At 48.9% G+C, this 22,027-nt stretch carries 18 protein-coding genes; 15 read left to right on the forward strand and 3 right to left on the reverse strand.

Annotated elements, in window-relative coordinates; genetic code table 11:
* Both thrB and thrC read left to right on the forward strand, forming a co-directional pair.
* A complete protein-coding gene (gene thrB / locus M988_RS03100) occupies positions 1–930 on the forward strand; it encodes a homoserine kinase (RefSeq protein WP_061059566.1) in 930 nt (309 codons plus the stop codon).
* Between the two features lie 3 nt (positions 931–933).
* Entirely contained in the window at positions 934–2,223 is a 1,290-nt protein-coding gene (gene thrC / locus M988_RS03105) for a threonine synthase (protein ID WP_008814681.1), read from the forward strand.
* 131 nt (positions 2,224–2,354) lie between these two features.
* Here the strand turns inward: thrC and yaaA are convergent, their stop codons facing one another.
* Positions 2,355–3,134: a peroxide stress protein YaaA gene (yaaA, locus tag M988_RS03110; RefSeq protein WP_039185662.1), complete on the reverse strand. Its 780-nt coding sequence runs from the start codon at positions 3,132–3,134 to the stop codon at positions 2,355–2,357.
* 129 nt (positions 3,135–3,263) lie between these two features.
* Positions 3,264–4,697 carry an alanine/glycine:cation symporter family protein gene (locus tag M988_RS03115; RefSeq protein ID WP_039185664.1) on the reverse strand — a complete coding sequence of 478 codons (1,434 nt, stop codon included), beginning with the start codon at positions 4,695–4,697 and terminating at the stop codon, positions 3,264–3,266.
* 478 nt (positions 4,698–5,175) lie between these two features.
* Between M988_RS03115 and tal the strand changes: the two genes are divergently transcribed.
* From tal to M988_RS03185, 13 genes are all read left to right on the forward strand, one after another.
* Entirely contained in the window at positions 5,176–6,129 is a 954-nt protein-coding gene (gene tal, locus M988_RS03125) for a transaldolase (protein ID WP_064572798.1), read from the forward strand.
* 310 nt (positions 6,130–6,439) lie between these two features.
* Positions 6,440–7,417, forward strand: a complete 978-nt coding sequence (gene glaH / locus M988_RS03130) for a glutarate dioxygenase GlaH (RefSeq protein WP_008814677.1) — start codon at positions 6,440–6,442, stop codon at positions 7,415–7,417.
* 86 nt (positions 7,418–7,503) lie between these two features.
* Positions 7,504–8,763 carry an L-2-hydroxyglutarate oxidase gene (gene lhgO, locus M988_RS03135; RefSeq protein ID WP_064572799.1) on the forward strand — a complete coding sequence of 420 codons (1,260 nt, stop codon included), beginning with the start codon at positions 7,504–7,506 and terminating at the stop codon, positions 8,761–8,763.
* Positions 8,764–8,811: 48 nt separating this feature from the next.
* Complete coding sequence (gene gabD, locus M988_RS03140) at positions 8,812–10,260, forward strand: NADP-dependent succinate-semialdehyde dehydrogenase (protein WP_064572802.1); 1,449 nt, start codon at positions 8,812–8,814, stop codon at positions 10,258–10,260.
* Between the two features lie 117 nt (positions 10,261–10,377).
* Positions 10,378–11,661 (forward strand): 4-aminobutyrate--2-oxoglutarate transaminase, encoded by a 1,284-nt coding sequence (gene gabT / locus M988_RS03145; protein ID WP_008814674.1) that lies wholly within the window; start codon positions 10,378–10,380, stop codon positions 11,659–11,661.
* Positions 11,662–11,802: 141 nt separating this feature from the next.
* Complete coding sequence (gene gabP, locus M988_RS03150; RefSeq protein ID WP_008814673.1) at positions 11,803–13,203, forward strand: GABA permease; 1,401 nt, start codon at positions 11,803–11,805, stop codon at positions 13,201–13,203.
* 131 nt (positions 13,204–13,334) lie between these two features.
* The gene (gene csiR / locus M988_RS03155) at positions 13,335–14,033 is read left to right on the forward strand and encodes a DNA-binding transcriptional regulator CsiR (protein ID WP_061059570.1); all 699 of its coding nucleotides are present in this window, start codon (positions 13,335–13,337) and stop codon (positions 14,031–14,033) included.
* 694 nt (positions 14,034–14,727) lie between these two features.
* Positions 14,728–15,384 carry an HAD family hydrolase gene (locus tag M988_RS03160; RefSeq protein WP_008814671.1) on the forward strand — a complete coding sequence of 219 codons (657 nt, stop codon included), beginning with the start codon at positions 14,728–14,730 and terminating at the stop codon, positions 15,382–15,384.
* Positions 15,381–15,968, forward strand: coding sequence for a molybdopterin adenylyltransferase (mog, locus tag M988_RS03165; protein ID WP_008814670.1), 588 nt, complete (start codon positions 15,381–15,383; stop codon positions 15,966–15,968). Before M988_RS03160 ends, mog begins: the two co-directional genes overlap by 4 nt.
* 165 nt (positions 15,969–16,133) lie before the next feature.
* Positions 16,134–17,468 (forward strand): MFS transporter, encoded by a 1,335-nt coding sequence (locus M988_RS03170; RefSeq protein WP_064572804.1) that lies wholly within the window; start codon positions 16,134–16,136, stop codon positions 17,466–17,468.
* 228 nt (positions 17,469–17,696) lie between these two features.
* The gene (locus tag M988_RS03175; RefSeq protein ID WP_371328677.1) at positions 17,697–18,461 is read left to right on the forward strand and encodes a transcriptional regulator NanR; all 765 of its coding nucleotides are present in this window, start codon (positions 17,697–17,699) and stop codon (positions 18,459–18,461) included.
* Between the two features lie 186 nt (positions 18,462–18,647).
* A complete protein-coding gene (nanA, locus tag M988_RS03180; RefSeq protein ID WP_039185688.1) occupies positions 18,648–19,547 on the forward strand; it encodes an N-acetylneuraminate lyase in 900 nt (299 codons plus the stop codon).
* A gap of 86 nt (positions 19,548–19,633) precedes the next feature.
* On the forward strand, positions 19,634–21,127 hold the full coding sequence (locus M988_RS03185) for an MFS transporter (protein ID WP_064572806.1): 1,494 nt from the start codon (positions 19,634–19,636) through the stop codon (positions 21,125–21,127).
* 85 nt (positions 21,128–21,212) lie between these two features.
* Here the strand turns inward: M988_RS03185 and satP are convergent, their stop codons facing one another.
* A complete protein-coding gene (gene satP / locus M988_RS03190; RefSeq protein ID WP_008814666.1) occupies positions 21,213–21,812 on the reverse strand; it encodes an acetate uptake transporter in 600 nt (199 codons plus the stop codon).
* Between the last annotated feature and the right edge of the window lie 215 nt (positions 21,813–22,027).

The raw sequence follows: 22,027 nt of genomic DNA on the forward strand, positions 1-22,027 counted from the left end.
ATGGTTAAGGTTTACGCACCGGCTTCAATTGGTAACGTCAGCGTGGGTTTTGATGTGTTGGGGGCCGCCGTGTCACCTATTGATGGCCAATTTCTTGGTGATTGCGTTAGCGTTGAAGCTGCGGATGTATTCAGCTTGAGTGCGAAAGGTAGCTTCGTGAGTAAGCTGCCAAGCGATCCGAAAGATAACATTGTATATCAGTGCTGGGAGCGCTTCTGTCAGGCCATTGGTCACGAACTGCCGGTAGCGATGGTACTAGAAAAGAACATGCCTATTGGCTCTGGTTTAGGATCTAGTGCTTGCTCCGTTGTGGCCGCATTAATGGCTCTCAATGAGTTCGCTGAGCAACCACTCGATCAAACTCAGCTATTAGCCCTGATGGGGGAAATGGAAGGGCGCATTTCCGGCAGCGTGCATTATGACAACGTAGCACCGTGTTACCTCGGTGGGTTGCAGTTGATTTTGGAAGAAAACGGCATCATTAGCCAAACCGTTCCCGGTTTCGATGAATGGTTCTGGGTGATGGCTTATCCGGGCATCAAAGTTTCCACCGCTGAAGCCCGCGCTATTTTACCTGCTCAGTATCGCCGACAAGACTGTATCAGCCACGGACGCTATCTGGCCGGCTTCATCCATGCGTGCCATACCCGCCAGCCCGTTTTGGCGGCTAAATTGATGCATGATGTTATTGCCGAACCATACCGTACTCGACTGTTACCCGGATTTGCGCAGGCACGTCAGGCTGCGCAGGATATCGGCGCACTAGCCTGCGGGATTTCTGGTTCTGGCCCAACGCTGTTTGCCATTTGCGATCGTCAAGATACTGCGCAGCGTATGGCACAGTGGCTGGAAAATAACTATCTGCAAAACGAAGAAGGTTTTGTTCACATTTGCCGTCTGGATAACGCAGGCGCACGACGACTGGGATAATGCATGAAACTTTATAATTTGAAAGATCATAACGAACAGGTCAGCTTTGCGCAGGCGATTAAACAGGGGCTAGGTAAGAATCAGGGGCTATTTTTCCCTCTCGAGCTCCCTGAGTTTGAACTGACAGAGATCGATAATCTCTTACAACAAGATTTTGTTACCCGCAGTGCTAATATTTTATCGGCATATCTGGGGGATGAATTCTCAGCAGACGTGATTTATCGCCGAGTCAAAGCAGCGTTTGCTTTCCCTGCACCAGTTGCTTCGGTTGAGCCTGACATTGCAGCATTGGAGCTCTTCCATGGGCCTACGCTAGCGTTTAAAGACTTCGGCGGGCGCTTTATGGCGCAGATGCTGCAGGAAGTCGCCGGCAATGAGCCAGTGACCATTCTGACGGCGACCTCGGGCGATACCGGAGCTGCAGTGGCCCATGCGTTTTATGGCTTGGAAAACGTGCGGGTTGTTATTCTGTACCCTCAGGGCAAAATTAGCCCACTGCAGGAAAAGTTATTTTGTACCTTAGGTGGAAATATTCAGACGATTGCCATTGAGGGGGATTTTGATGATTGTCAGGCGCTGGTCAAACAGGCTTTTGATGATGAAGAACTGAAAAAGGCATTGGGACTTAACTCTGCTAACTCTATCAATATCAGCCGATTGTTGGCGCAAATCTGTTATTACTTTGAAGCTGTGGCTCAACTCCCGCAGGAAGCGCGCAACCAGTTGGTGGTTTCTGTTCCCAGCGGTAACTTTGGTGATTTAACCGCGGGTCTGTTGGCGAAATCGTTGGGGCTGCCAATCAAACGCTTTATCGCGGCGACCAACGCGAACGATACCGTGCCTCGTTTTCTTGCTACGGGACAATGGCAACCGCACAACACCGTAGCGACATTGTCGAATGCGATGGATGTGAGCCGCCCAAATAACTGGCCACGAGTAGAAGAGCTATTCCGGCGTAAAATTTGGCAGCTAAAAGAGTTGGCGTATGGGCATGTTTCTGATGATGTCACACGCCAGACCGTGCGCGAACTTTCCCAGTTGGGGTATATCTCTGAGCCACATGCTGCGATTGCGTATCGTGTGTTGCGCGATACATTGCAACCGGGCGAGTTTGGTTTGTTCTTGGGCACTGCACACCCAGCGAAATTTAAAGAGGTGGTTGACGAGATTTTATCTAGCGACTTACCTTTGCCTGCCGAACTGGCAGAACGCGCCAATTTGCCTCTGCTCTCGCATCAGATGGCGGCAGATTTCGTTCCGCTTCGCGCTTTTATGATGCAATGGGCAAAGTGAAAACGCGAAAATAAGTGATAAAAAGCTAGGTGTCCTGATCGTTTAAGAGATCGAGATACGCGGGTCTACCACGCCGAGGGAGCAAGGAGCACATTCATATGTTTCTTGCTCCCTGCAACGTTGTCAGCGGTTTACGCCTCGTGGCGTTTAAAAATTAGCTCGCTGCCTGATTTATCAATTTTTTCTTCATCAAAGAAATAACCTTCAAGGTTAAAATCTTTCAGCTGGTCTGGCTGAGTCAATTGGTTCTGGATAATAAAGCGGCTCATTAGTCCACGCGCTTTTTTAGCGTAGAAACTGATGACTTTAAATTTCCCACCTTTCTCATCTAAAAACACTGGCTTAATCAGTTGGCCATCCAGTTTGGCGGGTTTGACGGCTTTAAAGTACTCATCGGAGGCCAGATTGATCAGCACATCATCGCCTTGTTCTTTTAGTTGCTGGTTTAATTTTTCGGTGAGCAAATCGCCCCAGAAGCTATACAGGTCATTGCCTTTAGCGTTGTGTAACTTGATGCCCATCTCTAAACGATAAGGCATCATCAAATCCAACGGACGCAGTAAACCATACAGTCCAGAGAGCATGCGTAGGTGTTGTTGAGCAAAGTCGAAGTCTTGCTCGCTGAAATCTTCAGCATGAAGACCCGTATAAACATCGCCTTTGAATGCCAAAATAGCCTGACGGGCATTTTGCGGCGTGAAATTAGGCTGCCATTCTGCAAAACGAGCCGCATTTAGGCCTGCTAATTTATCGCTGATTTTCATCAGACTGCCGATTTGCGCAGGTGTTAGCTCACGACAGTACTCCATCAGTTCGGCAGAGTGATCGAGCAACTCAGGTTGGGTAAAGCGCGTTGTCGCCAGCGGACTTTCATAATCCAGCGTTTTGGCAGGTGAAATAATAATCAGCATGGATCGATCCTGTGGTTAGTGTCTGGTGACTAATGTAACAAATTTATTATGCGGAGTGATGAATCAGTGTGATAGGGGAGCGATAGTTTGCTCCCCTAATGATGAATAGCGGATGATGGAGTCTATGAATTATTCAGATTTAGGCTTGTCCCAAATACCGGGCTCAACCTGCTGTTGGATTTCAGGGTATTGGCTGATGTCAAAAGTAGGCAATCGGCCAATACTGCGCTGGTGGTTATAGTCCTTAGCCAGTTTGAGCGCCACGCCTGAGAGCAGCAAAATGGCAATTAGGTTAGTGATGGCCATCATTGCCATCGAAAGATCGGCCATCTTCCACACTAGCGGTAATTCGGCAAGGGTACCAAACATCACCATGCCGAGCGTGCAGCAACGAAACAGCATCAGCCCAGCAGGATGGTTATGCTCAAGGAAAATGAGATTACTTTCAGCATAGGAGTAGTTAGCGATGATTGACGTAAAGCCGAAGAAGAAGATGGCGGTGGCGATAAAGATAGTGCCCCACCCTCCCACGGCAGAAGAGAGTGCACGCTGGGTGAGTTCAATACCGCTGATGGAACCTGACGTATGCTCTAATGCTCCGGATGACAGGATGATAGCGGCTGTAGCGCTACAGATAACCAAAGTATCTACAAACACTCCAAACATCTGCACATAGCCTTGTGACGCCGGATGCGGCGGGTAAGGGGTTGCTGACGCTGCTGCGTTAGGCGCCGAGCCCATTCCCGCTTCGTTTGAGAATAGACCGCGCTGAATCCCTTGCGTCATTGCTTGGGCAATACCATAACCGACCGCGCCGGCAGCGGCCTCCTGCAGACCAAAAGCGCTTCTAAAGATCAGCATAATCACTTCAGGCATACGACTTAGATTATGCCCCACCACCCAGAACGCGAGCAGAAGATAGGCAATAGCCATAAACGGAACAATGAGCTCTGCTGTTTTGGCAATTGAACGTAGCCCACCAAAAATAATAGCGCCACTGAGGATCACCAATCCAATGCCAACATAAAATGGCTGTACACCAAAGGCGACGGCTGTTGCCTGTGCGATAGAATTTGACTGGACGGCGTTGAATACCAAACCAAATGCGATAATTAAGAAGATGGAAAACAGCACTCCCATCCAGCGCATGCCTAGCCCTTTCTCCATGTAGTAGGCTGGGCCGCCGCGATAGTTCCCTTGATCGTCTTTGGTTTTGTATAACTGAGCCAGCGTACTTTCAATAAAGGATGTCGACATGCCGATAATAGCGACCACCCACATCCAGAAAATCGCGCCAGGACCACCAGCGGTGATGGCAATCGCCACGCCGGTAAGATTACCCGTGCCAACGCGAGCCGCTAGGCTGGTGCAGAGTGCTTGAAATGAGGAAATCCCAGCCGTGTCTGACTTGTTGCTGTTCTTGAGTACCGAAAACATATGGCCGAAGTGGCGAAACTGAATAAAACCGGTACGTATAGTGAAAAATAGACCGGTACCGATCAGAAGGTAGATCAGTACCGATCCCCACAATATGCTGTTAATAAAGTTAATTAGATCCGTCAAAATGCTCTCCTGGTGTTTAATTACTTAGCGTAACTATACCTGCTGTAACTACATCGGCAAGCATTACGCAAATTTTACCTAGCCGAGGATATTTTTATTGTGACAAATGGGCTTCGGCGTTGCGCAACTCGCGCAAAAGTGTGGTTTGAAAAAACGGCAAGAATGTAGCATAAGTTTGAAAACCTATGGCGATTTATTCTTGTTATCGGCTATGCGCTGTTTTTACTTAGGCCGAAAACGGTTGCTTGCCATTTCTGCGTTAGAACCGATAAAAGTGATAGGTTTTATGACGAGTTTAGTGCATTGCGCAACACGTGATGCGTGTTATTATCAGCGATAGGCACGTCATAAACCGCCAACAGTTCATGCACAATGGCGTTATTCACTTGGGGTTATCAGTGTTATAGCTCAAAAGTGACAAGCAAAACCATTGCTGCATTAATTCTGGTTTTATGCACCAATAATGGAAACGCTAAAAATGACCGATAAACTGACATCCCTACGCCAGCTGACCACCGTTGTGGCCGACACCGGCGATATCGCCGCAATGAAGTTGTATCAACCACAAGATGCAACGACCAACCCTTCTTTGATTCTGAATGCGGCACAAATTCCTGAATACCGTAAGCTGATCGATGAAGCTATCGCTTGGGCTCGCAGCCAGAGCAACGACAAAGCTCAGCAGGTTGTGGATGCTTCAGATAAGCTGGCCGTCAATATCGGTTTGGAAATCTTGAAACTGGTTCCGGGCCGTATTTCTACTGAAGTTGACGCCCGCATGTCTTATGACACTGAAGCAAGCGTTGCTAAGGCTAAGCGTCTGATCAAAATGTATAACGATGCTGGCATTAGCAACGATCGCATTCTGATCAAACTGGCTTCTACTTGGCAGGGTATCCGTGCTGCTGAACAGCTGGAAAAAGAAGGTATCAACTGTAACCTGACTCTGTTGTTCTCCTTCGCGCAGGCTCGTGCTTGTGCAGAAGCTGGCGTATACCTGATTTCTCCGTTTGTTGGTCGTATCCTTGACTGGTACAAAGCTAACACCGATAAGAAAGAATACGCGCCAAAAGAAGATCCGGGTGTAGTGTCTGTGACCGAAATCTACGAATACTACAAGCAGCACGGCTATGAAACCGTGGTTATGGGCGCAAGCTTCCGTAACATGGGCGAAATTCTGGAACTGGCTGGTTGTGACCGTCTGACTATCGCACCTGCATTGTTAAAAGAACTGTCTGAAGCACAGGGCGACGTTGAGCGTAAACTGAGCTACACCGGCGAAATCAAAGCGCGTCCAGCCCGTTTGACCGAAGCGGAATTCTACTGGCAGCACAATCAGGATCCAATGGCCGTTGATAAACTGTCTGATGGCATCCGTAAGTTTGCCGTAGACCAGGGCAAACTGGAAAAAATGATCGCTGATCTGCTGTAATCTCGCTATTCAGCCAATGAAACCAGCCTTAGGGCTGGTTTTTTTACATCCAAATAACATCCATTTTTCTTCCCATCCTATTGGGTAATAAATAATTATTTGAATTTAAAGAAATTAATTATTTTCCCGCTAATCCCTTAGTCCCTTCATGTAAATAAAATGTGTATCTTTGATCACAAAAAATAAACATTTCTGTGCTTTTTATACGCAATTCTCAAAAATGTAGATATTTTTAGATTATGGCTACGAAATGAGCATGTCTAGGAATTGCTCTGCCGAAGATAATTTTCTGCAACGAGGATACTTTCTGATGAATGCGTTAACCGCCGTAAAACAGGATATCTCTGAAGCTAAAGCCAATGGGCAGGGCTTTACCGTTCGACCCTCTGCACAGTCGCCGCGCATGCTTGAACTCAATTTTGATGCAACCACAATCCAACGCTTTTTATCGTTAGTTGAAGAATGGCCGGTACAAGCATTGGAGTACAAATCTTTCCTGCGTTTCCGAGTGGCAAAGATCCTCAATGAACTCTGTGCAGAGCAGCTCCAGCCGCTGTTGCTCAATACCATTCTTTCCCGCTCACAGGGCGCGCTACTGATTGGCGCAGACGGTATCGATCACGTTGAGCAAGCTGATGAGATGGTAAAAATTGCTACCGCGGTAGCTCATCTCATTGGTCGTTCAAACTACGATGCGATGAGTGGCCAATTCTATGCACGTTTTGTGGTGAAAAATGTGGATAGTTCAGATAGCTATCTGCGTCAGCCACATCGTGTGCTGGAGTTGCATAACGACGGCACCTTTGTCGACGAAGTGACCGACTATGTTTTGATGATGAAAATCGATGAACAGAATATGCAAGGCGGAAACTCCCTTCTGCTACATCTCGATGATTGGGAATCGCTGGACAAATATTTCAGTCATCCTCTGGCACGCCGACCAATGCGTTGGACTGCGCCACCGAGCAAAAATGTCTCGCAAGATGTTTTCCATCCCGTATTTGATGTCGATGGGCTAGGCCGTCCTGTGATGCGGTATATCGATCAGTTTGTCCAACCAAAAGATTTTGAAGAGGGGAACTGGCTGAGTGAGTTATCAGACGCCTTAGAAGGTAGCCGCAATATTGTTTCGGTTCCGGTTCCGGTTGGAAAGCTGTTGCTGATTAACAACCTGTTCTGGCTACATGGCCGCGATCGTTTTACACCGCATCCAGAACTGCGCCGAGAGTTGATGCGTCAGCGTGGTTATATCAGCTATTCCACTTCGCACTATCAGACAGGGCAATAAGTCCCCCTGCCTTTTATTAACCAAGCGTGCCCTTGTGTATGTAAGTACGAGAGCACGCAAGAAAGTTCGAGGAAGGAATTAGCCGGATGTATGACTTTGTGATCGTTGGCGGTGGCATTATTGGAATGTCGACGGCCATGCAGTTGATCGGCGTTTACCCTGACGCCCGTATTGCAGTGCTAGAAAAAGAGAACGGCCCCGCGCGTCATCAAACTGGGCATAACAGCGGTGTAATACATGCGGGGGTTTATTACACGCCCGGTAGTCTAAAGGCTAAGTTTTGCCTTGAAGGTAACCGTGCGACCAAAGCGTTTTGTGATGAAACCGGTATTCGATATGATACCTGTGGAAAAATGCTGGTGGCAACTTCAGCGCTGGAAATGGAACGGATGCGTGCGCTGTGGGATCGCACCGAAGCTAACGGCTTAGAGCGTTACTGGCTTAGCGCAGAAGAGCTACACGAGCGCGAACCCAATATTGTGGGCTTAGGCGGTATTCTGGTTCCTTCCAGCGGCATTGTGAGCTACACCGAAGTGACCGCCGCGATGGCCGAGCGCTTTCGTGCGGCTGGTGGCGAGATTTTTTATAACGCAGAAGTCACCGCTCTTCAGGAACATGCGCAGGGTGTGATTGTTTCCACGACTCAGGGGGAATACGAAGGATCTAACCTGATCACCTGTTCTGGCCTAATGGCGGATCGTTTGGTGAAAATGCTGGGCATCGATCCCGGATTCATTATCTGCCCATTCCGTGGTGAGTATTTCCGTTTAGCGCCGCAGCACAATCAGATCGTCAACCATCTTATTTATCCCATTCCCGATCCAGCAATGCCATTCCTCGGCGTGCATCTAACCCGCATGATCGACGGTAGCGTGACGGTGGGGCCAAACGCTGTGCTGGCATTTAAGCGTGAGGGCTACCGTAAGCGCGATATTTCATTGAGCGATACGCTGGAGATATTGGGTTCTTCTGGTATCCGCAGCGTTATGCGTCAAAACCTGAAATCAGGTTTGGACGAGATGAAGAATTCCTTGTGTAAGAGTGGGTACCTCAAACGCGTACAAAAGTATTGCCCTAGCTTAACGAAAAACGATCTGCAGCCTTATCCCGCAGGTGTCCGTGCGCAGGCCGTATCTCCCGACGGCAAACTTATCGACGACTTCCTGTTCGTGACGACCGCACGCAGTATCCACGTCTGCAATGCACCTTCACCGGCGGCGACTTCAGCCATTCCCATTGGCACGCATATTGTAAGTAAAGTTCAGGCTTTGTTGGCTGGGCAAACTCATCTCGGTCGTTCATTAACCGCGAATATTAAAGATAAAACTGCGTTTGCAGTGCCGTAAAAATACCGCATAAAAATAGCTAAATTAATGATGAGTAAGGAAATAAAAATGCAACTTAACGACCATAAGCTATTTCGTCAGCAGGCCTTTATTCAAGGGGAATGGCGTGATGCCATTCATCAACAAACCATAGACGTGACAAATCCGGCCAATGGTCAGTTATTGGGCACGGTGCCCAAAATGGGGGCAGATGAAACTCGCGCCGCCATTGAAGCGGCTAATCAGGCTCTGCCCGCATGGCGTGCATTGACCGCCAAAGAGCGCGCGGTGATTTTACGTCGCTGGTTTGATTTGATGATGGCTAATCAAGACGATCTTGCCAAGTTAATGACGCTGGAGCAGGGCAAGCCGCTCGCCGAGGCTAAGGGTGAAATTGCCTACGCGGCCTCTTTTATCGAATGGTTTGCCGAAGAGGGCAAACGTATTTATGGCGATACAATTCCGGGGCATCAGGCGGATAAACGTCTTATCGTGATTAAGCAGCCCATTGGTGTTACCGCTGCGATTACACCGTGGAATTTTCCCGCAGCAATGATTACTCGTAAAGCGGGACCTGCGCTTGCTGCAGGTTGCACAATGGTACTCAAACCCGCCAGCCAAACGCCGTTTTCTGCTCTAGCGTTAGCCGAGCTCGCTCAGCGTGCTGGTATCCCTGCTGGGGTATTTAACGTCGTGACCGGATCTGCCAGTGAGGTTGGTAATGAGCTTACCGGTAACGCATTGGTACGTAAGCTCTCTTTCACTGGATCGACAGAGATTGGCCGCCAGCTTATGCAGCAATGTGCCAAAGATATCAAAAAAGTTTCTCTCGAACTGGGCGGCAATGCGCCGTTTATTGTGTTTGATGATGCTGATTTAGATAAAGCGGTGGAAGGTGCTTTAGCCTCTAAATTCCGTAATGCGGGGCAAACCTGTGTCTGCGCTAACCGCTTGTATGTGCAGGATGGGGTCTATGACGCTTTTGCTGAAAAGTTACAGGCAGCAGTCGAAAAACTCACTCTGGGCGATGGTTTGACGCAGGGGGTGACGACGGGGCCGCTGATCGATGAAAAAGCCGTGGCTAAAGTGAAAGAGCATATCGAGGATGCACTATCAAAAGGTGCTCGCATCATTACCGGCGGCAAGCCCCACGATTTAGGCGGTAATTTCTTTCAGCCCACCATTCTCGTTAACGTTCCATCTAGCGCCAAAGTGGCAAAGGAAGAGACTTTCGGTCCGTTAGCGCCGCTGTTCAGATTTAACGATGAAGCTGATGTTATTGCTCAGGCTAACGATACCGAGTTTGGTTTGGCAGCCTATTTTTATGCTCGTGATTTAAGCCGTGTGTTCCGCGTGGGTGAAGCGTTGGAATACGGCATTGTCGGCATCAATACCGGAATTATCTCCAACGAAGTGGCGCCTTTTGGCGGTATTAAAGCCTCAGGCCTTGGCCGAGAAGGTTCCAAATACGGCATCGAGGATTACTTAGAAATCAAATATATGTGCATTGGTTTGTAAGACAACCCAATGCTGCCCATCTCTTTCTCAAGGGATTGGGATAAAGGTACCCACACTGATTTATTAACGCCAATAGAGCGGCATTAGCCGCCTACCCGAACACTGAGAGGACATCTGATGAGCACGAATAAAGAGTTGATGCAGCGCCGCGGCAACGCCGTTCCACGCGGAGTGGGGCAGATCCATCCCATTTTTGCCGAGCGTGCAGAAAATTGCCGCGTATGGGACGTTGAAGGGCGTGAGTATCTCGATTTTGCAGGCGGAATTGCGGTGCTGAACACTGGCCATTTGCATCCTAAAGTCGTCGCTGCGGTGGAAGCTCAACTGAAAAAATTGTCGCATACCTGCTTCCAAGTTCTCGCCTATGAGCCTTATCTGGAGCTGTGCGAGATCATGAATAAACGCGTGCCTGGAGATTTCGCCAAGAAAACGCTTCTGGTGACGACGGGGTCAGAGGCGGTTGAAAATGCAGTGAAAATCGCTCGCGCCGCCACAAAACGTAGCGGCACCATTGCTTTTAGCGGGGCATATCATGGGCGTACCCACTATACCTTATCGCTCACCGGTAAGGTGAACCCGTATTCTGCGGGGATGGGCTTAATGCCAGGCCACGTATTTCGCGCGCTGTACCCGTGTGAGTTACACGGTGTGAGCGACGATGATGCCATCGCCAGTATTCATCGCATCTTCAAAAATGACGCAGCGCCGGAAGATATTGCGGCGATTGTCATTGAACCCGTACAAGGGGAAGGCGGGTTCTACTCTGCTTCGCCGGACTTTATGAAGCGCTTACGGGCCCTGTGCGATGAGCACGGGATTATGCTGATAGCCGATGAAGTGCAAAGTGGGGCAGGACGTACCGGTACGCTGTTTGCAATGGAACAGCTGGGCGTTGCCGCCGATATCACGACTTTCGCTAAATCTATCGCAGGGGGTTTCCCTCTCGCGGGCGTAACGGGTAAAGCTGAAGTCATGGACGCCATTGCGCCGGGAGGATTAGGCGGAACTTATGCGGGGAGCCCGATTGCCTGCGCTGCTGCGCTTGCCGTGCTCGACACTTTCGATGAGGAAAACCTGCTACAGCGCGCCAACGATGTCGGTCAAAAGCTGAAAGAAGGCTTATTAAGTATCGCAGAGACGCATCGTGAAATTGGTGATGTACGTGGTTTGGGCGCCATGATTGCTATCGAGTTGTTTGAAGACGGCGACGTCCATAAACCTAATGCCAAATTGACGGCTGAAGTGGTGGCGAGAGCGCGTGACAAAGGGTTAATCCTGCTGTCATGTGGGCCGTATTACAACGTGCTACGTATTTTGGTTCCGTTGACGGTAAGCGACGCACAGATTAAGCAAGGGTTGGATATTATTGCTGAATGTTTTACTGAGGCTAAGAAGAATTAAGCGCAACGTGGTGCTTGAGGGTATGTGAGTAGCACCCGTCATAAAGGAAGTCTGATGGATAAATAATAACAACGCGCGTGCTCCGGCGCGGGAATGCCGGAGCGCTCTCCCTAAGTGAAAAACTTTCGAGAGGGTTTAATTATGGGTCAGGTAGCAGAAACAAACTCGCTGGGAGGCGGGCTGAAGTCCCGCCATGTCACGATGCTGTCCATTGCGGGGGTTATCGGCGCAAGTCTATTTGTGGGCTCTGGCGTTGCGATTTCTCAAGCAGGGCCAGCGGTATTACTGTCTTATTTATTCGCCGGTCTGCTGGTGCTGCTGATCATGCGCATGCTGGGCGAAATGGCGGTCGCTTCACCGGATACCGGCTCCTTTTCCACCTATGCAGAACGCTCTATCGGCAAATGGGCGGGATATACCATTGGTTGGCTCTACTGGTGGTTTTGGGTTTTAGTGATCCCATTGGAAGCAAATATTGCCGCCATTATTCTCAACTCATGGCTACCGGTGGTGCCGATCTGGCTCTTTTCCCTATTAATTACCCTTGCTTTGACCGGTAGTAATCTGCTCAGTGTTAAAAATTACGGGGAGTTTGAGTTCTGGCTAGCGCTGTGCAAGGTCATTGCGATTCTGGCTTTTATCGTTCTAGGAACCATTGCGATTACTGGTTTCTATCCGCACGTTCAGGTGAGCGGTATTTCTCGTCTGTGGGATCATGGCGGTTTTATGCCGAATGGTTTTGGTGCCGTAATTAGCGCGATGTTGATCACTATGTTTTCGTTTATGGGGGCCGAGATCGTCACGATTGCAGCCGCTGAGTCCGATACGCCGGATAAGCACATTGTGCGCGCAACCAATTCTGTCATTTGGCGTATTGCGATCTTCTATCTCTGCTCGATCTTCGTTGTCGTGGCGTTGGTTCCGTGGAATGCCCCAGAGCTAAAAACGATAGGCTCATACAGTTCAGTGCTACAGCTGCTGCATATTCCTCATGCCAAGTTGATTATGGACTGCGTGATTTTATTGTCGGTAACCAGCTGTCTGAATTCGGCGCTTTATACCGCATCACGTATGCTGTACTCACTTAGCCATCGCGGTGACGCACCTGCATTTATGGGAAAAACTAACCGCAGTAAAACGCCTTATGTGGCGGTATTACTCTCTACCGGTGCGGCGTTTCTTACCGTGGTAGTGAATTACTATGCGCCAGCCAAGGTGTTTAATTTCTTAATTGCGAGCTCTGGTGCCATCGCTTTGTTGGTATATCTGGTGATCGCGGTATCCCAGCTTCGCATGCGTAAAATTCTGTTGATGCGTGGGCAGGAGATCAAACTCAAAATGTGGCTTTATCCTTACCTGACTTGGACGGTAATTCTGTTTATCACTTTTGTACTGGTGGTCATGATGTTCAGACCAGAGCAACGCGTTGAAGTGGTTTCGACCGTGTTGCTGGGCATTGGTATTATTTGCACAGTGCCTATTATGACCCGCTGGAAAACATTGTTTCAGTGGCAAAAACAGCCTCAGCAGAGTTTGAGATAACGCAGAAGCTTGGCAATAATTTTGATGCGCCGATCTCAGCGAGAACTGGGACGGCGTTTATTGGTATTAGAAAGCCTGTACTTTTGGCAGGTGATTCTTTTTGCTTCGTTGCTAGTTTAGGAGCCATACCTATGACCGCCTCTTTACCCCATCCTACCTTTGACGGTTATCAATGGCTGAAACGGGACATTATTCGTGGCGTCTATCAGCCGGAAGAAAAACTGCGTATGAGCTTGTTGACGAATCGCTACGGCCTAGGTGTTGGCCCGCTGCGAGAGGCGTTGTCACAGCTAGTGGCCGAACATCTGGTGACCGTAGTGAGCCAAAAGGGTTATCGCGTAGCGCCGATGTCGCAGGCTGAGTTGCTGGATATTTTTGATGCGCGCGCCAATATGGAATCAATGTTGGTACAACTGGCGATTGAGCGCGGAGGCGATGATTGGGAGGCGGACATTTTGGCGCGTGCCCATATGCTTGCCAAACTCGAGGCGACAGAAGCTAGCGAAGCACTGCTCGATGAATGGGATCAACGTCATCAGGCGTTTCATACCGCGATTGTAGCTGGTTGTGGCTCGCAATATTTACTGCAAATGCGAGTGCGTTTGTTTGATTTGGCGGCACGTTATCGATTTATTTGGCTGCGCGAGACCGTACTTTCCGTAGAAATGCTGGAGAATAAACACCATGAGCACGATCAACTGGTGAACGTCATTCTGGCTCGTGATGGAAAACAGGCGGGTGAGTTGATGCGACAACACTTGTTGACGCCGATACCGATTATCATGGAGGCCATGGGGGGAGGAGGCATAAGTGTTTTAGATATGGAGTAAGCTACGTCCGCTTAAAACACTGAACTCCACATTTAAACCGCGCGGGCGTCCGTGTTAGGGGGCCAGTCGCCGCCCCCTAACAACCCGGCTTGGCTCCACCTTCCAGCCCGCTACGCGGGTGCCCTCATTTCATCATTCCGGTCTTAACGGAACGAACGGCAATCGCCATCCTGGCTCCTCCGTTCTTTCGCCTACATCCCTGTAGGCGAATCCTAACCAGCATGATTCACTCGGCTGTCCGGTAATGTGCCTGAAAAGGTCAACGGCAAGATCAAAATCTAATAAGCCTAAAAGACTTTGTCTTTTTTGAGTTAAGTTTTGGTAGAGAGAGCCGCCGGTACAGGGATGTGCCGGTGGAGTTTGGGGCGCCCGAGATGGGCGATACCAAACCGGAGCGGAGATGGCGTCTCGGATAAAAGCGCGCGGGTGTCGGGTGCGCGCGCTGGCGCACCCGACTCGGTCGCCTACGTCAGTAATTTCATGAAAATGCAGATGCTAACCGGCGAACGAAACTTTACTCCGCGGCGTATATACTGGTGAACGAAACCTGACATTTATGTAATCCAGATAACTCCTGTCATCACTCCTTGCCACTCATCCCCCTACAGTTTATTCCGAATCTTTGATTCATAAACCAGACGGATTTACCGTAAGTCTTATACTTGGCTTAATTCCTATCTAAGAGGTATTCGTTATGTGGAGAAAACAATTTGCCGCCGTTTTTCTAGATATGGATGGCACTCTGTTAGATTCAGGTAATCATGCGGAACAGGTGTGGATGCAGTGGGCACAGCGGCATGGTATCGATAATGCCTTGTTGGGCGCGCAGATTCATAGTCAGCGGGTACAGGAGATCGTACGTCGTTTAGCGCCTCATCTGGAGACTCAACAGGAATTAGAGGCGCTAGAGCAAGCGCTGTTAGAGATGACTCAGCGCCACCACAGCCAATTACAGCAGGGGGTTTTTGAACTGTTGCAGGCCTTGGGAGAAACACCGTGGGGTGTAGTGACGCAGTCAAGCCAGTCGCGTGCCGCTGTGCAAATGCAGCAGGCAGGTATGCCGCAGCCGCCGTTGATGATTGGCGCAGAACAAGTGACTAGCGGACGCCCTGACCCTGAGCCCTATCTGTTGGCGGCCAGTTATTACGGCGTGGATCCTCGTGATTGCTTGGTATTTGAAAGCGATGAGGCTGGGATCAAGGCTGCGCAAGCCGCTGGGATGACGGTTATTGCCATCACAAATCGCCACCAACGGCATCATTTACAGCGTGCAGATGTGGTTATTAGCGGCTGGCGTAGTATTATTCTGCATCCCCAGCGTCAAGGAATAGTCATAGAGGTAGTTGCATGAATGCATTGCGTATAGGTCTGGTCTCGATTTCCGATCGTGCTTCCAGCGGTGTTTATCAAGATAAAGGTATTCCAGCATTACAAGAGTGGTTAGAGCAGGCGCTCACCACAGAGTTTACGCTGGAAACGCGTCTGATCCCCGATGAGCAGGTGATGATCGAACAGACTCTGTGCGAGCTCGTTGATGAGATGGGCTGTCACTTAGTGTTGACCACGGGCGGTACTGGGCCGGCACGTCGTGATGTGACACCGGATGCGACATTAGCCGTGGCGGATCGTGAAATGCCAGGCTTCGGTGAACAGATGCGTCAGATCAGTTTGCACTATGTACCAACGGCGATTTTATCTCGTCAGGTGGGCGTTATTCGCAAGCAGGCGTTGATCATTAACTTGCCCGGACAGCCTAAGTCGATCAAAGAAACGCTGGAAGGTGTGAAAGATGAAAACGGTAAATCTATCGTTCACGGTATTTTCGCCAGCGTACCTTATTGCATCCAATTACTCGACGGTCCTTATGTTGAAACCGATCCGCGTGTAATAGCAGCTTTTCGCCCGAAAAGCGCAAGGCGCGAAACAATCAACTGAAATTGAGCTCATTGTGGCATAAGATTCAGTACGACTAGCCAGTCACCCAGTAACGTTATATTAATTATTTCGCATCACAAATGTTTAACATCTGTTTTATGACATCTGTTTAAAACAGCACAACATCGCAAAATAATATGAAAATAACGTACTGGGCTGGATCTTATGGAACAACATCATAATCGCCGTTTAAATCGGCAGGACTACAAAACTCTGACGCTGGCCGCCTTGGGCGGTGCATTAGAGTTCTATGACTTCATCATTTTTGTATTCTTCGCGGCGGTAGTCAGCGACCTTTTCTTTCCCGTCGATATGCCTGAGTGGTTACGTCAGGTGCAGACCTTTGGTATTTTCGCGGCGGGTTATCTTGCTCGCCCGCTTGGCGGAATTATTATGGCGCACTTTGGTGACAAAGTTGGCCGTAAGAAAATGTTCTCACTCAGTATATTGCTGATGGCGTTGCCTACGTTAGCCATGGGGATGCTACCGACCTATCAAAGCATCGGGATTGCGGCCCCGTTGTTATTACTGTTAATGCGTGTACTGCAAGGTGCGGCTATTGGTGGTGAAGTCCCAGGGGCATGGGTATTTGTCGCTGAGCACGTACCGCGTAAACGTGTTGGTTTTGCCTGCGGCACGTTAACCGCAGGATTAACGGCAGGGATCCTGTTGGGATCGCTGGTGGCGACATTGCTCAATACCGTTATGAGCCAAGAGTCCATTTTGGCTGGTGGCTGGCGTATTCCGTTTTTCTTAGGCGGGATTTTTGGTCTATTTGCCATGTATTTGCGCCGTTGGTTACAAGAAACACCCATCTTTGTTGAAATGCAGGCACGAAAAGCATTAGCAGAAGAAATGCCGCTGAAAACGGTAGTGAAAAATCACCGCAAAGAGGTCGCCATTTCTATGCTGCTCACATGGTTGCTTTCGGCTGGCATTGTGGTGGTGATTCTCATGACGCCAACCTATCTGCAAAAACAGTTTGGTATCTCACCGGCGTTGGCTTTACAGGCAAACTGTTTGGCGACAATTGCGCTGACGATGGGATGCGTGATTGCCGGTCGTGTGATCGATCGCTTTGGTGCGAGCAAAACGTTTATCGTAGGTAGCCTTTTTCTGGCTGTGTGTAGCTGGACGTTTTACCACTCGGTTGCCGCCGGCGTGAGTGCCGAACAGCTATTCTTGGGTTATGCACTAGCCGGTTTTAGCGTGGGGATCGTGGGTGCCGTTCCTTATGTCATGGTACGCGCGTTTCCTGCAGAAGTTCGTTTCAGCGGTATTTCATTCTCATACAACGTGGCGTATGCCATCTTTGGGGGATTAACGCCGATTTTTGTTACGCTGATAATGAAACTAACGCCGATGGCACCGGCTTACTATGTGCTGGCTCTGTCTTTAGTTGGGGTACTGTTGGGCCTTTATTTACAGCGTGACTTGAATAGTGAAGCGCATGCTGAATCTCTGTTGGATGTATCGATAAATCAGCAAAAGCAAAGCTAACACAGTGCGAACAGCTCTCCGCTTTTAAGGCGGTGAGCTTGTTTTTCGCCACGTCAGACATCACGCTTTCCACTTTCTCTCTTGCTTAGCCGCTTCTCTTTTCCTATGTTATGATTCAAATGGTTATACCTATTAACTATTTATCTGTCATCCAGCGGGGCGATTCAGCATGTACCGTCTCTCGGTGATGAATATATGACTGACGGAACCAGCCAAAACGTAAACGCTATGAGCACATCAGACGATCGTCCAATTGAAACTCCCGAAGCTATCGGCCATGCGATGCGTCGTAGGCCGGTGTCGCGCAAAAAGTTGTCTGATATGGTGGAGGAAGAACTCGAGCAGATGATCCGTCGGCGTGAATTCGCCGAAGGGGAGCAACTGCCCTCTGAGCGTGAGCTGATGGCTTTTTTCAACGTGGGTCGCCCGTCCGTGCGTGAAGCACTGGCGGCGCTGAAACGTAAAGGGCTGGTACAGATCAATAACGGAGAACGCGCCCGCGTGTGTCGTCCTTCGGCAGATACTATCATTTCTGAACTGTCGGGAATGGCGAAAGACTTTTTGACTAAGCCGGACGGTATCGCCCATTTTGAACAGCTGCGCCTATTCTTTGAATCCAGTTTAGTGCGTTATGCCGCGGAGTTCGCTACTGACGAACAGATTGCGCGTTTGGGGAAAGCACTGGAAATGAACAGCCAGTCTCTCGACGATAACGATCTGTTTATTCGTTCTGATATTGAGTTCCACCGTGAGCTTGCTGAGATCCCCGGAAATCCAATTTTTATGGTTATCCATGTGGCACTGCTGGACTGGCTGATTGCTGCGCGTCCAACCGTGTCACTGGCAGAACTTCATGCCCATAATAACGTGAGTTATCAGCAGCATATTGAAATATATAAAGCCATCTGTGCTCGGCAGCCTGATGCCGCTGACAAAGCTTTGAAGTCCCACCTCAACAGCGTATTTGCAGCCTATTACGCGCGCAAAAAGTAACGATCCTTGGATCGTGAAACGAGATCTTATTCAGCATTTGCATTGAAATAAGATCGTTTACCTTCTCTGATATCTGAGATTGATCACATATTAAACCGAATATCGCTAAAGTTCGTTTTTTAGGCTGGTGTAATAGGTATAAAGGTATATCTTTAAGCTCATCAAATAAACAAGTCAGAGGGTCATATGTCAAAACATCTCCATGGGGTTATGCCCGCGTTACTCACTCCGTTTAACCCGCAGCAACAGCTCGATATTCCAAGCCTGCGTCGTTTAGTGCAGTTTAATATTGCTCAAGGCGTTGACGGTCTTTACGTGGGGGGCTCTACCGGTGAGGCTTTCATTCAAAGCGCTCAGGAACGTGAGCAGGTTTTGGAAGTCGTCGCAGAAGAAGCGAAAGGTAAAGTGACGCTGATTGCTCACGTGGGTGGGATTAGTACGCATGAAAGTCAGGTGTTGGCGAAGGCTGCCAAGGGCTATGGTTTTGACGCTGTATCTGCGGTGACTCCTTTCTATTATCCATTCAGTTTTGCCGAGCACTGCGATCACTATCGCGCCATTATCGACTCTGCCGAAGGGTTGCCGATGGTGGTATATAACATCCCAGCGTTGAGCGGAGTGAAGCTTTCACTCGATCAAATCTCAACGCTGATTACTCTGCCGGGTGTGGCTGCTTTGAAACAAACATCAGGCGATCTCTATCAGATGGAACAAGTGCGACGTGCACATCCTGATAAGGTCATTTATAACGGTTATGATGAAATCTTCCTTTCCGGCTTGTTGGCGGGGGCCGATGGCGGTATCGGCAGTACCTATAACGTTATGGGCTGGCGTTATAAAGGTATTATGCAGGCATTGAAAGAGGGCAATATTGCACGAGCCCAAGCGCTGCAAACGGAATGTAATAAAGTGATAGATGTTCTAATTAAAGTCGGCGTATTCCGTGGACTGAAAACCATTCTGCACTATATGGATGTTGTTGATACGCCAATTTGTCGCAAGCCGTTTGCTCCGGTTGAAGAACAGTATTTACCTGAGCTGCGTCAGCTAGCCCAATTACTGAGTGCAGAAAGAACGGCAAAATAATACAACACCGTTTCTTATCTACTAACAACTCTTACCCTACGATATAGAGCGCAGGCAATTTAAAAGACCTGCGCCGGGAGTGCTTTATGAATAACACTACCCAAGATCTACCGTGGTATCGACACATCAGTAAGCCGCAATGGAAGGCATTTTCTGCCGCATGGATTGGTTATCTGTTAGATGGCTTTGATTTTGTCTTGATCGCTTTGGTATTAACCGAAATTCAAAGTGAATTTGGATTAACTACCGTAGAAGCTGCCAGCCTTATTTCAGCCGCATTTATCTCCAGATGGTTTGGAGGGTTATTATTAGGCGCAATGGGGGACCGATATGGCCGAAAATTAGCAATGATAACTAGCATTGTCTTATTTTCAGTCGGAACTTTAGCCTGTGGTTTTGCTCCCGGTTTCACCACCATGTTTATTGCTCGTCTGATGATTGGGATGGGAATGGCGGGTGAATATGGTTCTAGCGCGACCTATGTTATTGAGAGCTGGCCAAAACATTTACGAAATAAAGCCAGCGGATTTTTGATTTCAGGTTTTTCGATCGGTGCCGTTCTTTCCGCGCAGGTATACAGCGTAGTCGTACCTGTATGGGGGTGGCGTGCATTATTCTTTATTGGCATTCTGCCGATTATTTTTGCGCTATGGCTACGTAAAAATATTCCTGAAGCGGAAGACTGGGAAAAGAAATTTGGTAATAAACAGCCAGTAAAAACCATGGTGGATATTTTATATCGTGGACCCTATAAAGTGATGAACGTTGGTATGACGATAGTCGCTTCACTGGCTCTCTATTTATGTTTTGCAGGCGATATTGGAAATCCTTTTGCCATCACGGTGCTTGGGCTTTTGTGTGCTGCTATTTTCATTAGTTTCATGGTGCAAAGCAGTGGGAATCGCTGGCCCACGGGCGTGATGCTGATGGTCGTGGTGTTGTTCGCCTTCCTTTATTCATGGCCGATTCAGGCTCTATTACCCACCTATTTAAAGACTGAGTTGGCTTACGATCCATCGACCGTGGCACATATTCTGTTCTTTAGCGGATTTGGGGCTGCGGTTGGGTGCTGTGTTGGTGGCTTCCTAGGTGATTGGCTGGGAACGCGTAAAGCTTATGTGTATAGCCTACTGTTATCTCAACTGCTGATTATTCCTGTGTTTGCTATTGGCGGTGGAAGCCTATGGACGCTGGGGGTTCTGCTGTTTCTTCAGCAAATGCTGGGACAGGGGATTTCCGGTATTTTACCTAAGCTCATTGGCGGCTATTTTGACACTGAGCAACGAGCGGCAGGGTTAGGATTTACCTATAACGTCGGCGCGTTAGGCGGGGCGCTTGCACCTATCCTTGGCGCGACCATAGCCCAACGCCTGGATCTTGGTACGGCGTTAGCTTCGCTTTCCTTCAGCCTGACCTTTGTCGTTATTCTGTTGATTGGATTGGATATGCCATCAAGGGTACAACGCTGGTTGAAGCCAGAAGGGATCAGAACGCACGATACCATCGATGGAAAACCTTTCAGCGGCGCCATTGGGCGTATACCCAAGAAAGCGTTAGTAGAACCTGTTGCACACAAATAATCAGGGTAAAAAAAGCCCCGCATCATTGGCGGGGCTTTTTGCTGTTTAACGCTCTGGATATAGAAAAACGTGATACTGCTTAGAATTACAGTTCAGCAGGATGAGCGTTTGCTTTATGGCATTTGCATTCGCCGATTGGCAGCACGGTACGGCCTGCTTGTTCGTTGATCACTTCAGCCATAGCCAGATAAATGGCGCTCGCACCACAAACGATGCCTTCAAAACCGGCAAAGTGTAGAACCGCAGCATTGCCCGTGATATTGCCGTAGGCCAGTAGGAAGAACAGAACGGTCAGACTGGCAAACACGAATTGCAGAATGCGGTTAGCGCCCAGAGTACCGAAGAACATGAACAGGGTAAAAATGCCCCACAGTGCTAAATAAGTACCTAGGAAGCTGGCATCGCTGGCATCGGCCAGACCCATTTTTGGCAGTAATAAAATACCGACCAGCGACAGCCAGAATGCGCCGTAGGACGTAAATGCGGTTAAACCGAAAGTATTGCCTTTTTTGTACTCAAGCAGCCCAGCGAGAATTTGGGCAAACCCTCCAAAGAAAATCCCCATTGAGATGATCACGGAAGTAAGAGGGAAAAAGCCTGCATTGTGCAGGTTCAGCAAGACGGTGGTCATCCCGAAGCCCATCAGGCCTAAAGGACCGGGATTCGCCAACTTGTTGGTGTGCATAGAGCCTCTGTAATAAGAGAAGTTTAATGTAGAAATAAATATTCCAGCGCCATTGAAGTTGATTTTTATATTTGCAACATCAATTGGTTAGGCGTGGAAATTCATTGGTACGTGCCCGAGAACACAATGTTTTATCGCATTGTGGTTCTTTTCAACGATCGAGCGCGCGGCATAATAATGAGGAGTCAGAACATAAACAATGATCTTGTGGGTTA

This window comes from Hafnia paralvei ATCC 29927 (genome assembly GCF_001655005.1).
In the GTDB taxonomy this organism is placed as follows: Bacteria; Pseudomonadota; Gammaproteobacteria; order Enterobacterales; family Enterobacteriaceae; genus Hafnia; species Hafnia paralvei.

Bases quoted from the DNA above. Each gene is read 5' to 3' on its own strand.
- thrB (WP_061059566.1), top strand. From the start codon at position 1: ATGGTTAAGGTTTACGCACCGGCTTCAATTGGTAACGTCAGCGTGGGT.
- thrC (WP_008814681.1), top strand. From the start codon at position 934: ATGAAACTTTATAATTTGAAAGATCATAACGAACAGGTCAGCTTTGCG.
- yaaA (WP_039185662.1), bottom strand. From the start codon at position 3,134: ATGCTGATTATTATTTCACCTGCCAAAACGCTGGATTATGAAAGTCCG.
- tal (WP_064572798.1), top strand. From the start codon at position 5,176: ATGACCGATAAACTGACATCCCTACGCCAGCTGACCACCGTTGTGGCC.
- glaH (WP_008814677.1), top strand. From the start codon at position 6,440: ATGAATGCGTTAACCGCCGTAAAACAGGATATCTCTGAAGCTAAAGCC.
- lhgO (WP_064572799.1), top strand. From the start codon at position 7,504: ATGTATGACTTTGTGATCGTTGGCGGTGGCATTATTGGAATGTCGACG.
- gabD (WP_064572802.1), top strand. From the start codon at position 8,812: ATGCAACTTAACGACCATAAGCTATTTCGTCAGCAGGCCTTTATTCAA.
- gabT (WP_008814674.1), top strand. From the start codon at position 10,378: ATGAGCACGAATAAAGAGTTGATGCAGCGCCGCGGCAACGCCGTTCCA.
- gabP (WP_008814673.1), top strand. From the start codon at position 11,803: ATGGGTCAGGTAGCAGAAACAAACTCGCTGGGAGGCGGGCTGAAGTCC.
- csiR (WP_061059570.1), top strand. From the start codon at position 13,335: ATGACCGCCTCTTTACCCCATCCTACCTTTGACGGTTATCAATGGCTG.
- M988_RS03160 (WP_008814671.1), top strand. From the start codon at position 14,728: ATGTGGAGAAAACAATTTGCCGCCGTTTTTCTAGATATGGATGGCACT.
- mog (WP_008814670.1), top strand. From the start codon at position 15,381: ATGAATGCATTGCGTATAGGTCTGGTCTCGATTTCCGATCGTGCTTCC.
- M988_RS03170 (WP_064572804.1), top strand. From the start codon at position 16,134: ATGGAACAACATCATAATCGCCGTTTAAATCGGCAGGACTACAAAACT.
- M988_RS03175 (WP_371328677.1), top strand. From the start codon at position 17,697: ATGAGCACATCAGACGATCGTCCAATTGAAACTCCCGAAGCTATCGGC.
- nanA (WP_039185688.1), top strand. From the start codon at position 18,648: ATGTCAAAACATCTCCATGGGGTTATGCCCGCGTTACTCACTCCGTTT.
- M988_RS03185 (WP_064572806.1), top strand. From the start codon at position 19,634: ATGAATAACACTACCCAAGATCTACCGTGGTATCGACACATCAGTAAG.
- satP (WP_008814666.1), bottom strand. From the start codon at position 21,812: ATGCACACCAACAAGTTGGCGAATCCCGGTCCTTTAGGCCTGATGGGC.